The organism is Streptococcus pseudopneumoniae (genome assembly GCF_038148935.1).
Classification (GTDB): Bacteria; Bacillota; Bacilli; order Lactobacillales; family Streptococcaceae; genus Streptococcus; species Streptococcus pseudopneumoniae_U.
In genome coordinates, this window is record NZ_JBBJZX010000006.1 from 14,663 (window position 1) to 30,736 (window position 16,074).

General features: G+C 34.4%; 12 protein-coding genes and 1 pseudogene. 5 read left to right on the top strand and 8 right to left on the bottom strand.

The window, feature by feature from the left end:
- Window positions 1–40: 40 nt before the first annotated feature.
- A complete protein-coding gene (locus WKI42_RS01450; protein ID WP_173307313.1) occupies window positions 41–1,438 on the bottom strand; it encodes an N-acetylmuramoyl-L-alanine amidase in 1,398 nt (465 codons plus the stop codon).
- A 383-nt stretch (window positions 1,439–1,821) separates the two neighbouring features.
- On the opposite strand from WKI42_RS01450, the gene WKI42_RS01455 reads away from it, so the two are divergent.
- Window positions 1,822–3,033 (top strand): N-acetylmuramoyl-L-alanine amidase family protein, encoded by a 1,212-nt coding sequence (locus tag WKI42_RS01455; protein WP_368080991.1) that lies wholly within the window; start codon window positions 1,822–1,824, stop codon window positions 3,031–3,033.
- A 156-nt stretch (window positions 3,034–3,189) separates the two neighbouring features.
- On the opposite strand, the pseudogene WKI42_RS01460 reads toward WKI42_RS01455, so the two are convergent.
- Window positions 3,190–3,673: pseudogene (locus WKI42_RS01460) on the bottom strand (transposase); the annotation flags it as partial.
- 442 nt (window positions 3,674–4,115) lie between these two features.
- Here WKI42_RS01460 and gdhA point away from each other — a divergent pair.
- Window positions 4,116–5,462, top strand: a complete 1,347-nt coding sequence (gene gdhA / locus WKI42_RS01465) for an NADP-specific glutamate dehydrogenase (RefSeq protein WP_368080992.1) — start codon at window positions 4,116–4,118, stop codon at window positions 5,460–5,462.
- Window positions 5,463–5,555: 93 nt separating this feature from the next.
- Here the strand turns inward: gdhA and WKI42_RS01470 are convergent, their stop codons facing one another.
- Together WKI42_RS01470 and WKI42_RS01475 are read right to left on the bottom strand one after the other, a co-directional pair.
- Window positions 5,556–6,200: a TetR/AcrR family transcriptional regulator gene (locus tag WKI42_RS01470; protein WP_004257345.1), complete on the bottom strand. Its 645-nt coding sequence runs from the start codon at window positions 6,198–6,200 to the stop codon at window positions 5,556–5,558.
- Between the two features lie 16 nt (window positions 6,201–6,216).
- The gene (locus WKI42_RS01475; RefSeq protein WP_368080993.1) at window positions 6,217–7,221 is read right to left on the bottom strand and encodes an NADP-dependent oxidoreductase; all 1,005 of its coding nucleotides are present in this window, start codon (window positions 7,219–7,221) and stop codon (window positions 6,217–6,219) included.
- Between the two features lie 378 nt (window positions 7,222–7,599).
- On the opposite strand from WKI42_RS01475, the gene WKI42_RS01480 reads away from it, so the two are divergent.
- Window positions 7,600–8,982 carry an SIR2 family protein gene (locus WKI42_RS01480; protein WP_368080994.1) on the top strand — a complete coding sequence of 461 codons (1,383 nt, stop codon included), beginning with the start codon at window positions 7,600–7,602 and terminating at the stop codon, window positions 8,980–8,982.
- Window positions 8,983–9,113: 131 nt separating this feature from the next.
- Here WKI42_RS01480 and WKI42_RS01485 read toward each other — a convergent pair whose 3' ends face one another.
- Window positions 9,114–9,836: a toll/interleukin-1 receptor domain-containing protein gene (locus WKI42_RS01485; RefSeq protein WP_261100108.1), complete on the bottom strand. Its 723-nt coding sequence runs from the start codon at window positions 9,834–9,836 to the stop codon at window positions 9,114–9,116.
- Between the two features lie 92 nt (window positions 9,837–9,928).
- On the opposite strand from WKI42_RS01485, the gene WKI42_RS01490 reads away from it, so the two are divergent.
- Window positions 9,929–10,825 (top strand): tyrosine-type recombinase/integrase, encoded by an 897-nt coding sequence (locus tag WKI42_RS01490; RefSeq protein ID WP_368080995.1) that lies wholly within the window; start codon window positions 9,929–9,931, stop codon window positions 10,823–10,825.
- A gap of 409 nt (window positions 10,826–11,234) precedes the next feature.
- On the opposite strand, the gene WKI42_RS01495 is transcribed toward WKI42_RS01490, so the two are convergent.
- The 3 genes from WKI42_RS01495 to WKI42_RS01505 form a co-directional block, all read right to left on the bottom strand.
- Complete coding sequence (locus WKI42_RS01495) at window positions 11,235–12,077, bottom strand: thioredoxin domain-containing protein (protein ID WP_368080996.1); 843 nt, start codon at window positions 12,075–12,077, stop codon at window positions 11,235–11,237.
- Between the two features lie 1,058 nt (window positions 12,078–13,135).
- Complete coding sequence (locus tag WKI42_RS01500; RefSeq protein WP_033684778.1) at window positions 13,136–13,345, bottom strand: Blp family class II bacteriocin; 210 nt, start codon at window positions 13,343–13,345, stop codon at window positions 13,136–13,138.
- Between the two features lie 15 nt (window positions 13,346–13,360).
- Window positions 13,361–13,609 (bottom strand): Blp family class II bacteriocin, encoded by a 249-nt coding sequence (locus WKI42_RS01505; RefSeq protein ID WP_173212401.1) that lies wholly within the window; start codon window positions 13,607–13,609, stop codon window positions 13,361–13,363.
- A 307-nt stretch (window positions 13,610–13,916) separates the two neighbouring features.
- Between WKI42_RS01505 and WKI42_RS01510 the strand changes: the two genes are divergently transcribed.
- On the top strand, window positions 13,917–16,070 hold the full coding sequence (locus WKI42_RS01510; RefSeq protein WP_368080997.1) for a peptide cleavage/export ABC transporter: 2,154 nt from the start codon (window positions 13,917–13,919) through the stop codon (window positions 16,068–16,070).
- The last annotated feature ends 4 nt before the right edge of the window (window positions 16,071–16,074 follow it).

Below are 16,074 nucleotides of genomic sequence, written 5' to 3' on the forward strand. Positions count from 1 at the left end.
AGCCTAGGACAATCTCCAAAGCTTAGTTTGATCTAGTTTCTTAATTTCCAGCGTAATATTTTTGAATTCCTTTAATAATGCCTTCAACTAACTTATCTTGGTATTGATCACTACGGATTCGTTGGTTTTCTTCTGGATTATCCATATAACCCAATTCTAATAACACAGCAGGTTTCGCAGTCTCACGAAGAACAGCGAAGGTGGCTTGCAGAAGTCCAGCATCTCTAGCTCCTGTCTCGGTTAAGAGAGATGAATGAAGGTCAGCTGCCAAACGATTACTTTCACTTATACGGTCTGGATTATTATGCCAGTACTGATTAATCTTGCTCGGGTAACCTGCATCTTCCTTATAAGAATAAGTCTGTATTCCCAGATTCAGTGTTGTGTCATTCCCAGTAGCGTTAAAATGAATACTAATAAAGAAGTCTGCATTCGTTTTATTTACCATACGAGAACGCTCCGTCACAAAGTCAACATCCATATCACTATCACGAGATGTTAAAACTGTATAGCCAAGTTCTTCTAAACGTTTCCGTAATTTACGAGAGACCTGTAGATTCAAATCTTTTTCAGCTATTCCATAATAATAAGCACCTGAATCACGTCCACCATGCCCAGGATCTAGGAAAATAGTTTTACTATAGCGCCCCTTTTCAAATCCTTTTGGAAGTTCTTGCACCCATTTACCATTATCTTTGAAAAAATGGCTGCTTCCATTAATAGTATAAGTTCCAGTTACATAAACGCCATCTTCTTTAAGATAATACCAAGCTTTGTAATCCTGATCATAAATCCACTCTTTGTGAGCCATATAGCCACCAGATTTTAGATAGTAAGAGCCTACCCATTGCTGTTCAGCATAGTGCCCACCTGACTTGAGATAAAACCAGCTAGAGTAGCTCGGATCGTACACCCATTCTTTATCTGCCATAGCCCCACTGGACTTCAGGTAATAATTTCCCTTCCAGGTATTAGCCATCATGGTACCATTTTGATCAAATGCATACCATTTACCATTGATTTGACTCCATTGATTAGACAGATATTTTCCTGAGCCATTGGCGTAGTACCACTTGTTAGCCATCTGATACCAGCTATTTTCAAGTAAGTAACCATTCTTATCAAATAGGTAGCCTTCATAAAGAGTATCTGTAAATTTGACACCCGTTTGACTATAATAAGTCCACTTCCCGTCTTCTTTTACCCAACCAGTTTGTAGCTTAGACTCAGTAGGAAGAGTTGGTTTTGTCTCCTGCTCACTCGAACTAGGAGTCGTTGGCTGATTTTCTGTAGCTACTTGAAAAGGACTTGCAGAGCTAGTAGTTGAACCACCGATAGAGTTATTCGTAGGATGACTAGCATCATTAGCTAAAACTGTTTGGCTAGTGAATCCAAGAAGAGCCAGAGCAAGAATCGTAAATTTCTTATATGATTTCATTTATTTAACCTTTCTAGGGGAATGGAATCCCTGTGTTATTGAGTTCTTTAACTTCCTTGATGAAGGAAGATTTGTTCTACATCATCTAAACTATAATTTATATGACATCATAGAGTGTTTAGCTTATTTAAAGATGTGAAACCTAAAAAGTATGGCTAAGTTGTAACCTTAAAAATTCAATTTCTGAACACCTAATCTCGCTTCAGATAGTTATCGAACAAGTCGAGTAGATTTCATTAAAATCATCTATTTATATTATACACCAAATTTAAGAAAAATTTTTGCAAACATCTAAATTTAAAATAAATCTAGTCCCTAGCTATACCGAATTTTAGTTTACTCTGCCCAGTAGAGATGTTATAATAAAAATAGGAGGACACAAAATGAACAATAAAACTAAAAAGTTCACATTTGCTACAGTTTTAGTACTTTCCTTGTTAGGAGCTGGAACTCTTACATCACAATCAGTAGCTGCTAATGATAGGCTGGTTTCCACTCAAGCGATCAATGGTCAATCCTACAATATCTTAAACTCTGAGGTCACTAGTGCTTCTTCTGGTACTACTCTAGTTGGGATTGAAGGGACTTTCTTAACGCCAGATAAACAGGCTATCTTAGACCGTATCAATGCCATTCGAAAAGAGGCAGCAGATGAAGGTCTAGTTACTAGCTATGTTCCTATCAAATGGTCAACTGCACTAGAAAAAACTGCCTTTGTTCGTGCAGCAGAAGCTTCGATCACCATTGATCACACACGCTTGTCTAGCAAGGATATTTGGACTTCCTGGCCTGCAGGAAATTTCTCCCTTTCAGAAAATTTGGCTTGGAACTACAATGGATTTATGAAGGCCATCCAGCAATGGTATGATGAAAAAGCCGATTATGTTAAATCTCGTAGTGGTGTCAGTGTTACAGGTCAAACTGGACACTACGAATCCTTAATTAACCCAAAATTGACCTATATGGGGCTTGCAGCCTTTGAAAACCCTGTCACTCAAAATGGATGGATTACCGTTGCACAAAGTTTCGGAACAGCATCTGGTGGCTCTGAAGAATTAGCTGGTGGTTATGGAAAGGCCATTCAATATACAGAAGCAAATTCTTCTCAGACTCAAACATTTGCAACTAAGGCGAATCTTTTTGACAAAGACTTAAAGGCTATCGGAACTCATAAAACCAAAAATGAAAATACAAATTCAAGTCAGAAAAATGGGTTCAATCATTCCCAATACTTCGGAAGTTGGATTCAATCAAACGGACATTGGTGGTTTAAACACAATGACGGCTCATACACGAGTAATGGATGGGAAAAAATAAATAGAACTTGGTATCGCTTTGACAACTCTGGCTGGATGCAAACTGGCTGGATAAAATACGGTAGCTGGTACTATCTCGACGGTTCAGGCGCTATGAAGACTGGTTGGCTCAAAGATAATGGTAGCTGGTATTATCTTGATAGCTCAGGTGCTATGAAAACAGGCTGGATGAAAGTATCTGGTAAATGGTACTATGCCTATAGCTCTGGTGCCCTAGCAATCAATACGACGACCCCTGACGGTTATCGTGTTAATTACAATGGGGAATGGGTAGGATAATTTAACTATAACAAAAAGACTCTATACTATCTCACAGTGAGTAATCTTCACTTTCAGATAGTATAGAGATTTTTATTTACCTAGTACAGGTCTTATCTTAGGCATTTATAACAAATTGAAACAAGAGTGGGACAAAAGAGCCTCGTAAAAGGTATTTCAACTTAGTAATACCTTTTTGAGATGCTTTTTGATATGAGCCCATATTTTCTCAATAGGATTGTACTCAGGTGAGTAGAGAGGAAGAGGTAAAAATTTATGCCCAAACTCTTCACATAAAAGTTCTAGCTTCCCCATTCTATGGAATCTTGCATTATCCATAATAATAACTAATGGTGTATTTAATGTTGGTAAGAGAAACTTCTGAAACCAAGCTTCAAAAAAGTCGTTCGTCATCGTCTCTTCGTAGATCATTGGAGCGATTAACTCACCATTTGTTAGCCCTGCAACCAAAGAAAATCCTCTGATATCTTCTTCCAGATACTTTACCCCTTATTAACTGACCTTTTAATGAGCGACCATATTCTCGATAAAAATAAGTATCGAATCCTGTTTCATCAATATAAACAGGTGCTAAGCGCTTTAAACTATTAAAATTCTTAAGAAATAAGGCTACTTTTTCTGGGTCTTGTTCATGGATAGTATAGTACTTTATGGTTACCGAATAAGTCTAATGAAAAAATTCCGATGATAGTTCTAAATCACAATAACCGCTTGGGTTCCATGATCCAACTCCAGCAAGACATCTATACTTGTATAGAAAATCCTGCCCTGAATAAGGGGATGTAAATATTGCTTTCCTCCAAAATGGTCATAGTTTTACTGGCAAATCTAACATATCACGGATAAATTAACAAGGGATTTCTGAATTGCTAAACTTTTTCTTTTCTTATAGCATACTTTAAGATTTTCTCTTTGAGAAAGATATTTATAAGAAAAAGGCTCGTATTTTTATCTATTTTCAAAAAATCTCAAAAACTAAATTGAAAGAATTTTTAGAAAATTTTTGTTTTTCTCTTTACAGTTTAAAAAAATTCTGCTATAATGGCTCATGTAATAAAATATGACAACAAAAGGAGAACGATATGACATCTGCTAAAGAATATATCCAAAGTGTGTTTGAAACTGTAAAAGCTCGTAACGGGCACGAGGCTGAATTCCTCCAAGCTGTTGAAGAATTTTTCAACACTTTAGAACCTGTATTTGAAAAACACCCTGAGTATATCGAAGAAAATATCTTGGCACGTATTACTGAACCAGAGCGCGTGATTTCTTTCCGTGTTCCTTGGGTTGACCGTGATGGAAAAGTTCAAGTAAACCGTGGCTACCGTGTTCAATTCAACTCAGCTGTTGGACCATACAAAGGCGGACTTCGTTTCCACCCAACTGTAAACCAAGGAATTTTGAAATTCCTCGGATTTGAACAAATCTTCAAAAACGTCTTGACTGGACTTCCAATCGGTGGAGGAAAAGGTGGATCAGACTTCGATCCTAAAGGTAAAACAGATGCTGAAGTGATGCGCTTCTGCCAAAGCTTCATGACTGAATTGCAAAAACACATCGGACCATCACTTGACGTACCTGCTGGTGATATCGGTGTTGGTGGACGTGAGATTGGTTACCTTTACGGTCAATACAAACGCCTTAACCAATTTGATGCTGGTGTCTTGACTGGTAAACCTCTTGGATTTGGTGGTAGCTTGATTCGTCCAGAAGCAACTGGTTACGGTTTGGTTTACTACACTGAAGAAATGCTTAAAGCTAACGGCAACAGCTTTGCTGGTAAGAAAGTTGTTATTTCAGGTTCAGGTAACGTAGCCCAATACGCTCTTCAAAAAGCGACTGAACTCGGTGCAACTGTTATCTCTGTATCTGACTCAAATGGTTATGTCATCGATGAAAATGGTATCGACTTTGATCTTTTGGTAGATGTTAAAGAAAAACGTCGCGCTCGTTTGACTGAGTATGCAGCTGAAAAAGCAACTGCAAGCTACCACGAAGGTTCTGTATGGACTTACGCTGGAAACTATGACATTGCGCTTCCATGTGCTACTCAAAACGAAATCAACGGTGAAGCAGCTAAACGTTTGGTTGCTCAAGGCGTTATCTGTGTATCTGAAGGTGCTAACATGCCAAGCGATCTTGATGCCATCAAAGTTTACAAAGAAAATGGTATCTTCTACGGACCTGCAAAAGCTGCCAACGCTGGTGGTGTAGCCGTTTCAGCCCTTGAAATGAGCCAAAATAGCCTTCGCCTTTCATGGACTCGTGAAGAAGTTGATGGACGTCTCAAAGACATCATGACAAACATCTTCAACACAGCTAAAACTACTTCAGAAACATATGGTCTTGATAGAGACTACCTTGCAGGAGCTAACATTGCTGCCTTTGAAAATGTAGCAAACGCTATGATTGCACAAGGTATTGTTTAAGATTTATTTGCTCAATCCTCAATCACTACGATTGGGGATTTTTATGTTGAGTTCAAAAAATGCACCATTAACAGTGAGTTTTAACATCAGAATTTATTTTACTTTCATTAGGGCAGATGACAAACATTCAACAATCTCATCAACTGCTTCATCTATGTTTATAGTTCCTTCATCATTCAACATCATGGGAATAAGATAAGAAAAACTCAATGCTAAGATGTAACGAACAATTCTTTCATTTGACCAATTTAGAATAAGTCCTTTTTCTTTAAATTGATTTAAAACAGGGCTAATTGGTTCTATTATAGATTGAACAATAATATTTCCTAACTGGATAGAAAGATTTTTATCAATAAAAGAACGCCCCAAGAGAATTTTAACATGCATTTGATTCTCCTGAATGAAAAAGAGCCTATCTCGAACAATACTTTTTAAAAAGAAGGGAAAAGTTTCTTGATCTACTGTGAATTTTTTTTCTGAGAAATCCGCAATTACTTCTGGAATAACCTGTTCTAGAAAAGTAGATAAAATGGCTTCTAAAATACCTTCCTTTGTTTTAAAGTAACTAAAAACAGTTCCTTCTGACACTCCAGCGCGTTCGGCAATAAGGCTGGACGTTGTATTCTCAAATCCCATTTCAGAAAATAATTTTAAGCTTGACAATAATACTCGACGTTGTTTCAAGCTCAAGTTGCTAACTTCTAACGTCTGAGCATACTTTTGTTCTAAACTTTCCATCGCTAGCACCTCTCTTCTACTCTCTTACTTTTACGACTTTTTTGCCTCGACTATGTCCCATTTTCAGACTACGATAGGCTTCTCTAACTGACTCTAGAGAAAAGTCATACACTTGATCAATTTTCAGCTGAACCTTCCCGTCTGAGACCATTTCAGCTAAAGTGCTAAAATCATCATATGTGGAATGTCTCGGACCAGTAAACTGAGCACCTTTTATCATAACATAGGGCGAAGGGACTAATGTCCCAATAGCTGTCCCCTTCAAGCCTAAACTAAAAGCCAATCTAACATAATCAGATCCATAACAATCCAAAAATTTTGTAATAGGCGTTGGACTAGCTGATAGAAGAGCCTTCTTGATATTCTCTTCGTAACTTACTGGTATGGCACCTAAAGACTCCAGATACTCTGCATTTTTCTTACTTGCGATTCCGATTACTTTCGCCCCCTTAGCAACTGCATACTGTACTGCAATACTTCCAATACCTCCTGCTGCAGCTGAAATAACAACAGTATCTCTTGAATTTAAACCGATTCTTCTAAAAGCCCCACCCACAGTTAGAGCAGCTACTCCCATAGTAGCTGCGTGAGTCATATCGATCATCTCTGGTTTCAATACAATTTCTGATTCATTGACACAAATTTCTGTTGCTAAAGCTCCCCTCTTAGTTCCCAAACCAGGATCGCTAATCATTGTTCCAAACACCTTATCTCCTACTGAAAACCTAGTTACTTCATTTCCAACTTCTGTAATAACTCCAGAAAAATCTCTCCCCACACCACTTGGAAATAAAGATGATTTAGATTCAAACCAACGACTTGGTTTCCTTAATTTCATTATAAAAGATAGAAATCGAAGGGGTTTCGCTCCCTCAAAAGTTTTATAATCAATAGGATTTAAACCAACAGCATGAACTTCTACTCTCACCTGATTTACATCCAAGGCTGTAGAGTCGATCTTCAGCAAATCCAAGACCTCTTCGTTACCGAAACGACTGTACTCTATTGCTTCAACAACCATTTTCTTTACTCCTTAATTTCACAAAAATTGAGTGAACACTCATTTTTATAAATTATACTCTTAATTTGTAAGAAAATCAATATTATCGTTTGATAACGATTTATGACATGATACAAATATCCATCATTTCGATTTACCAATATGATTCTTTCAATCTAACTCTCCTCACTTTTAAAGATCCCTTTCCCTTTTTTGCCCCTTTTAGAATAAAAAGAAAAACCGCTACTCCTAAGAATAGCGGTTTAATCATGTTTTTAAGCTACTAATGTAGTCGCTCTATTATTTAATTTTAAATAGTAAACTATGATATAAATCAAGCTACTAAAGATGAAGTTATGGTATACTAGTGATAATAAATAGTTATCGGTAGGAGAAAAAATGAACTTAACTGACTATAAAAGTGAAATAGCTAATATTGTTGATAAATTAAGGAAAAATCAAATAGCTGTATTTTGTGGAGCAGGAGCCACATATGATTTCACAGGTAAATCATGGAAAGATTTATTCGAATCAGAATTTGAAATTAACGATAAAGAAGAACCAAATTTTTATAAGTTTGCCCAGTTTTACGAACTCCATATGAGTAGATCTTATTTAGAAACCAATATTTCAAACGCCTTCTCCAAAAAAGTTACAACAACAAATTATTCAAAACATATTAAAGCATTATTGCAATTACCAATAACTGAATTTTGGACTACCAATTTTGATACCGTCATCGAATCTATGATTGAAAACGAGACACAGTTGATTCCGTCAGTTATCTACAATAGTGAAAATTTAGTAAAAATAAATGAAAATAAAAAATACAAAGTCTTTAAAATGAATGGATCTTTGACAGATACAAAATCCATGGTTATTACAGAAAATGACTATAATAAGTATTTAGTTGAGCAACAAGTATTATTTGAACAGCTAAAACGTGAACTAATACTAAATTCGTTTATTTTTATAGGTTATAGCTTTTCTGATAACTTAGTATTGAATTGTTTATCTGAGATAAAAAGAAGTCTTCCACATTTGAATAATTTCCATTATCGTGTAGCTGTTAAAGATACTGAACATCCTGAATTTGATAAAATTGAAAAGAGATATTTTGAAAACAGTTATAATATAAAGACTATATATGTAGATGATTTCAATGAAATTGATGATTTTCTAAACCATTTACATCAGCTTTATAAAGAAAAAAATATTTTTATTTCAGGATCTTTTAGAAATTTTTCTACTGAAGAAGAAAATTATGCTAATAAGCTTTGCAAGGCGCTTGTTGAGAAACTACTTGATAATGGTTATAATATTTATAGTGGAGATGGTAAGAGATTAGGTTCCTATATTATTTCCAATTCTGCAAGAAAATTAATGGGATTGAGCGAACAATATATTCATAACAAACTTACCATTATGCCATACATTGATCACACATTTAAACATAAATCTGCTAAAGACGAGGAAAGAGTATTCCTTATTGAAAAAATGATATCTAATTGTTCAACTAGCATATTTTTATATGGTCAATCTGAAGAGGGAACTCATAGTGAAGGGGTGCTTACAGAATTTCAAGTTTCGCAAGATAATGGACTCAATGTGATTCCATTAGTATCAACAGGTTTCTCAGCTGAAAAAATTTTTACTACTTTAAAGGAAAATAATCTCCCCTATTATTTGGAACGATATGAGAGTAAACTAAATAGTAATGATATAGAAGATATTACTTCTACTGTTATTGAGATTCTTAAAGAAATAAATAGAAAACCCTAAGGGGTTGGGCAAAAAGTCTTTAAAACCAGAAAAACGCATAATATCAAGACTTGAAAAACGTTGATACTATGCGTTTTATTGTGGGAGGATTTACTTCATTGTCTGAGGAAATTGACTTTTTGCCCAGCCTCTTATTTATAAAATGAATTTAGCAGTAAAAGAGATAAATTTTCTAAAATTTGTAGTTCCCTTAAATCTGTATTGATATTTAACTTTGTGAATGAATATAATTTTTCAAAGCCAAAATAATAGTAACTAGGAATTTGAGAGAAATCCTTCGTCGATTTAATATACGTATAAAGTAAATATAGTATTGTCATTTTAGAATTGTAATTACTTCTATCCATAGATAAATATAGAATAATTATTTCGGTTATATAGTTGTCTTGACAATTATTTGCATAATATTGGAATGTCTTATCGTATGTTTTCTTCAATAAATCATCTGTGATTTTTGAAACAATGTGATATGCAGTAAATATGCTTTCATCACTATTAGAAATAAATTTACATACAAATTCTAAAAGAAATTGAAAGTTTTTTGGGATTTGATTAATAGACATATTGTAAAATATTGGGAATATAGATACCTCATTCTTTAATTTACGTTTCCATAGAATATTTAATTCTCTATTGCAGTAATCTCCTTTTTGGAAACTTTCACTTATGATTATAACAGCATATTTAATGTTACTGCCGCCTGCTCCATTCTTTAAGTTGACATCGAATCTATTGTCACCTAAAAAAATATCTTTTCTGTCATACCAAACCTCAAATCCAAAACTTAATAGATGATTTAATATTTTTTCGGCAATTGTCTCTCTATCCTTTATACTGAAACATAGAAAAATCACATTTAAACCTCCTACCGATAACTATTTATTATCACTATACAAAGCACCTAAATAGGTTTATAATAGCATGATTATTAATAAAGGAGATTTTTATGGATTATAAACTTATTTCTACTTACTTAGATTATTGTAAAACTCATAAGCGTTTGAGTTCACACACGATTCGCGCTTATAAGAATGATCTTATGCAATTTTATAACTCAGACTATGATAATGTCGAATCCTATATAGAACAGTTGACACAATCTAACATAAAAACGAATACATTAAGAAGAAAAATTGCTTGTATGAAGGTGTTTTATAACTATCTAAAATACCAGAACATAATTGAAGAGAATCCCTTCAATCAATTACGCTTTCAATTTAGAACTGAAAAAATATTACCTAAAACGATTCCGTATGATATTTTGAAAAATATTTTTTTATATTTAGAGCAGAGAGTAGTTCTATCTAAAACTGATTATCAAAAACAACACGCTGAAAGAAATCTACTAATTATTTCCCTTTTACTTTCGACAGGGATCAGAATTTCTGAACTTTGCCACATTCATCTCAAAGATATTAATCTTTCCAACAAGACACTCCATATTATAGGAAAGGGTAAGAAAGAACGTATCCTATTTTTAGGAGATCAAAAAACATTCAATTTATTAGAAACATATATAAATAAAACAAGAAATGAATCAAATGATTTCTTATTTCCAGGGAAACATTCACTTAAACCATTGTCAGAGCAAAGTGTACGTTTAGTTATTAAGAGAATCGTTGAACAAAATAACTTTTCTAGAACTATTACACCGCATATGTTTAGACATAGCTTTGCGACAATGCTTCTAGATAGTGATGTAGATATTCGATATATTCAGCAAATTCTTGGACATAGTTCTATATCAATCACACAAATCTATACTCACGTATCTCATTCAAAACAAAAAGAAATACTTAGTTCTTTTAATCCTGTATCAGCAATTCATTCTGAAATCGAATAAGAGAACTTTCCAAAGTCTACAGTTCAGTTCATCTAAAATTAATTTTTGTAGTTCGACTTTAGTTAATAAATCTTATACTCAACAAAAGCAACAAACATACAAAACCTCACTTTGAATCAGCATTTATACTATATTCCGTATTAAAACTCCATAATTGTTTTCTAAAATACTGTCTTCAAATATTCTTAAATATAATAAAAAGAGATTGATAAATGAACTTAATTACTGTAAAAGCGAATCAAATCCTCCCACAATAAAATAAATTGAGAAATCTATTTCCTACTTAGGTAAATTTCTCAATTTATTTACTTATTTTTATATTGAAAATTTGGTAAAAAGATTATCTACATTGTTTCCCATAAATATATAATGTGATCTATTTCCAATAGGTTACTACACTCTTATGATCTTATACTTCATTTTTAGTATTTAAATGACTACTTATTATAAAAATTCCAGTAATAAATAAGGCGATTCCTAGACGAACAAAGTTAATCGATTGTTCTTCTCCTGTTTGGGGTAAATTTTTTACTTCCGATACTATTTTTTTAAAATTAGTTGATGCTATAAAAGCTGATTTATATTCATTAAATTTACTGTAAAGTAGTTCAGGATTCTCCTGATTTTTAACATCAACTACACTATCTTTAGAATTATCCTCTATATTTTCAATAGTCTTTCCAAAAGTATCTTGTGATTTAACTAAAATCTTTTTCTGTAAATTTTCGTCAGAGAGTGGAATATCTTTAGGGATTTGATTTGCAATTGTTTTAAATTTGACTGTATCCTCTTTAATATCCATAGTTTGCATTGAATTTTCTGGATTTATAATATTTTTATTATCATTTTCAAATTCTCTTTTCGGCTTCTCATCAGTTTTTCCAAAATAGAGATAATCGTAAAGTTGTTGTGCAGTTATTCCTCCACCAACCCAACCAGAAATAGTTTTGCCATTTTTAAAATAAATAATTGTTGGTGTTCCAGGAATACCGATTGTTTTAAAAATGAACTCTTTAGCAGAATCATCAAAATCCTCACCATCTATATCGTAATATTCTAACTTTTTATCAATCAGCATATTAAACTCTTTCAATACTCCAGAAAATTCACGACAATGATAACATGTCCCTCTTCCAAAATATAAAGTATGTTCCGAATCTTCTGAAGTAAATATCTGACGAACTTCAGCAATACTAATTTTATTAAAATCAGACACATTTGAAGCGTATTCTTCAGATGTAACTGATTTCATATCTTCAGTTTCTTTCTGAATAATTTCTTTCGTAGATTGCTGAACGTTACTTTCATTTCCTCTATCGCTAGACTTTTGTTCAGTTTATGATATTTTTTGCTCTGCAGCATAGAAACATCATTTGCTTTCAAAATAATGGTTAACACAATCATATTTATTTGTTACAAATATTTCTTAACTACCTCCTCTCTCATGCTACATAAGCGTTCTATTCGTGTGTCCTTTTTTTATGAACAATAGTCACCATTTATATTTTCATACTACCATCCTATCAAACAAATAATCAATAGATACAATTCTACTTTCAATTGTTCACCTTTCACTCCACTTCCATTATAGAATCTTCCTGACTACTATAGGATTGACTAACTTCTCATGATTCTTTATTAGCATGATGTCAGCTCTCAGCAGAACCTCACCTCAATAGATAAGTCGCACATCTTTTCTTGTACACTCTCGTGATTTAAATATATAGATTAGGTATACCTATTTGTGCTTCAGAGTGTAAAGCCACTTTATCCTCTAAACGTGTCTTACTATAACATTCCTGTTCTTTAAGCCACGATTTCGCTATGCCTTCTTCTTCCCGCTACCTCACGATAGTCAGGCTTGAGAATCGCTATTGGGTTCACCGGTAGCAGGTGCCCACCTAGGACTTACACCTCAGATATACGACATGCCCGTCGTACCTCAAAAAAGAAAGGACGAATTTCGTCCTTTCTCGATCTTAGATTTTCTTCAACTCACTACAGTTGACAATAAGCCAAAGGATAGCTAATAACCTATTGAAGTGTCAAACGTTGCTAACTCCATTGATCTTCAAATTTAAATAGGCACATTATCGGAGTTATCAGTAAGAAAAAATCTAACCAGTTCAAATAATTCATAATATAGGATATAATACCAGCCATAACGAAAAGGTACAAAGCTGTACGATATCCTCTCTTTTGGTTTTTATCAGCCTTGGTGTTAAAAATAATGTACACACAACAAATTGCAATGAGTATAAGCTGAATCATAGTTTCATTTAACATATTAACACTCATTCCTTTTTAAAACTATTTTGGTGGTCTCAATCCATAAGCTACAAAGCCACCTACTATAGCGCCTCCTGCTGCGCAAATAAAGTAAGCTTGGGGGCCTCCAGCAATACAAGATTGTCCTGCCTGAAATGCACCCGACAAGGCTCCTACAAGTACATCTCCTCCCAATCCACCTCCAGAAATATTACTTAATTCTTGATTATCTACTATTTTGTAATTAAACATAATTTCTATTCCCTTCTATGGCCAAAGATTATCAGCAATTGCAGTAATAGAACCACCAATTTTAGCTCCAGCCCAAGCACAGCCAGCAGTCATAGCCCATGTGGAACCACCAGTAAGGAGTCCTCCTACCCCACACATAGCAACTCCGATACCTGCTCCATAGACAGCTCCTTTTCCTACTGTTCCCCAATCAGTTCCTCCCTCAATGCTAGCCAGCATTTCAGTATCCAAAACATCAAATTGAGTCGTTGTTTTTGTTTCCATGAGGAATACCTCCGTATTAATATTAATTATTTTTGTCGGATTGCAATCTTGACAAGTTTAGTATACCAGAGAAAACACGAGTTTTACCGTAAAGTCTTTAAATGTACGATTTTCATCACGAAACGTATTTTTTTCATAATTTGTAACCATTCATGATTAAAAATATGCCGTTAAAAATGGTGTTAACTAATTTTCAAAATCAAAAACACCATTCAAGATATTATATGAGCCATTTAAGATTTGAACAATTTTTCTACCTATTTTTTTGTCATAATAGTCTTGTAAATAAAAAGAAAGGATTTGACAAATGACATCTTACAAACGAACCTTTGTCCCTCAAATAGACGCTAGGGACTGTGGAGTTGCCGCTTTAGCGTCTATTGCCAAGTTTTATGGTTCTGACTATTCCTTAGCTCATTTGCGAGAACTAGCTAAAACAAATAAAGAAGGAACGACCGCTCTTGGTATCGTCAAAGCAGCCAAAGAAATGAGTTTTGAAACAAGAGCCATTCAAGCGGATATGAGCCTCTTTGAAATGGAAGACATACCTTATCCTTTTATCGTTCATGTTAATAAAGAGGGCAAACTACAACACTACTACGTTGTCTATAAAAATATAAAAGACCATCTTATCATTGGTGATCCTGCCCCTAATATCAAAGTAACAAAAATGACCAAGGAGAGATTTGCTTCTGAATGGACAGGTGTAGCTATCTTTCTGGCTCCAGCTCCCAGATATAAACCTCATAAGGATAAAAAAAACGGATTGATGAGCTTTCTCCCCTTAATTTTCAGGCAACGTTCACTTATTTTTTATATCGTGTTATCTAGTCTCTTGGTGACTCTTATCAATATTGGCGGCTCTTACTACCTTCAAGGGATTTTAGATGAATACATTCCTAATCAGATGAAATCAACCCTAGGTATTATCTCCATTGGCCTGATTATCACCTATATCCTGCAACAGATGATGAGTTTCTCACGAGATTACCTCTTAACTGTACTTAGTCAGCGATTAAGTATTGATGTTATTCTTTCTTACATTCGCCACATTTTTGAACTCCCCATGTCTTTCTTTGCGACACGGCGAACTGGTGAGGTCATCTCTCGTTTTACAGATGCCAATTCAATCATTGACGCTCTAGCTTCGATGATTTTGTCACTCTTCCTTGATGTCTCTATCTTGATCATTATTGGTAGTGTACTCTTGGTACAAAACACCAACCTCTTCCTTATTTCACTGATTTCAGTTCCTATTTATATCATCATTATTTTTGCTTTTATGAAGCCCTTTGAGAAGATGAATAATGATGTTATGCAGAGCAATTCCATGGTAAGCTCTGCTATTATTGAAGATATCAATGGTATAGAAACCATCAAATCCCTAACCAGTGAAGAAATTCGATACCAGACGATTGACAGTGAGTTTGTGGATTATTTGGACAAATCTTTTAAACTTAGTAAATATTCTATCCTACAAAGCAGCCTTAAACAGGGAGCTCAACTCATCCTGAATATTGTTATCTTGTGGTTTGGTGCTCAGATAGTTATGACAGGTAAAATTTCCATTGGACAATTGATTACGTTTAACACACTCTTATCTTACTTTACTAATCCCTTGGAAAATATCATCAACCTCCAAACAAAACTTCAGTCTGCAAAGGTAGCCAACAATCGTCTTAATGAAGTTTACTTAGTCGAATCTGAGTTCAAAAACACTCAGACCTTAACCGATTCACAGTTTCTGACTGGTAGTATTTGTTTTGAAGACATTTCATATAAATATGGTTTTGGACGCGACACCCTAAATAACATAAATCTAACTATCAAACAAGGTGATAAGGTCAGTATAGTGGGAATTAGCGGATCAGGGAAAACGACCTTGGCTAAAATGATTGTCAACTTCTTTGAACCTTACAAGGGACGAATCACTATTAACAACAATGATCTCAAAATGATTGATAAAAAGGTTCTTCGACAACACATCAACTACCTACCTCAACAAGCTTATATTTTTAGTGGATCAATCTTAGAAAACCTGACCTTGGGAGCTAATCAAATGATTAGTCAAGAAGATATTATCAAAGCCTGTGAGATAGCAGAAATTCGCCAAGACATCGAACAAATGCCTATGGGATACCAAACAGAACTATCAGATGGAGCTGGATTATCAGGTGGTCAAAAACAACGGATTGCTTTGGCTAGAGCCTTACTGACTAAAGCTCCTGTTCTTATTCTTGATGAAGCAACCAGCGGACTTGATGTTTTAACTGAAAAAAAGGTTATTGAAAATTTGATGGCCATGACTGACAAGACCATCATCTTTGTTGCCCATCGTCTTAGTATATCTGAACGAACTAATCAAGTCATTGTCCTTAACCAAGGGAAAGTTATAGAAACTGGTTCTCATCAAGAATTGATTACCAAACAAGGTTTCTATTATCATCTATTTAGCAAATAAGGAG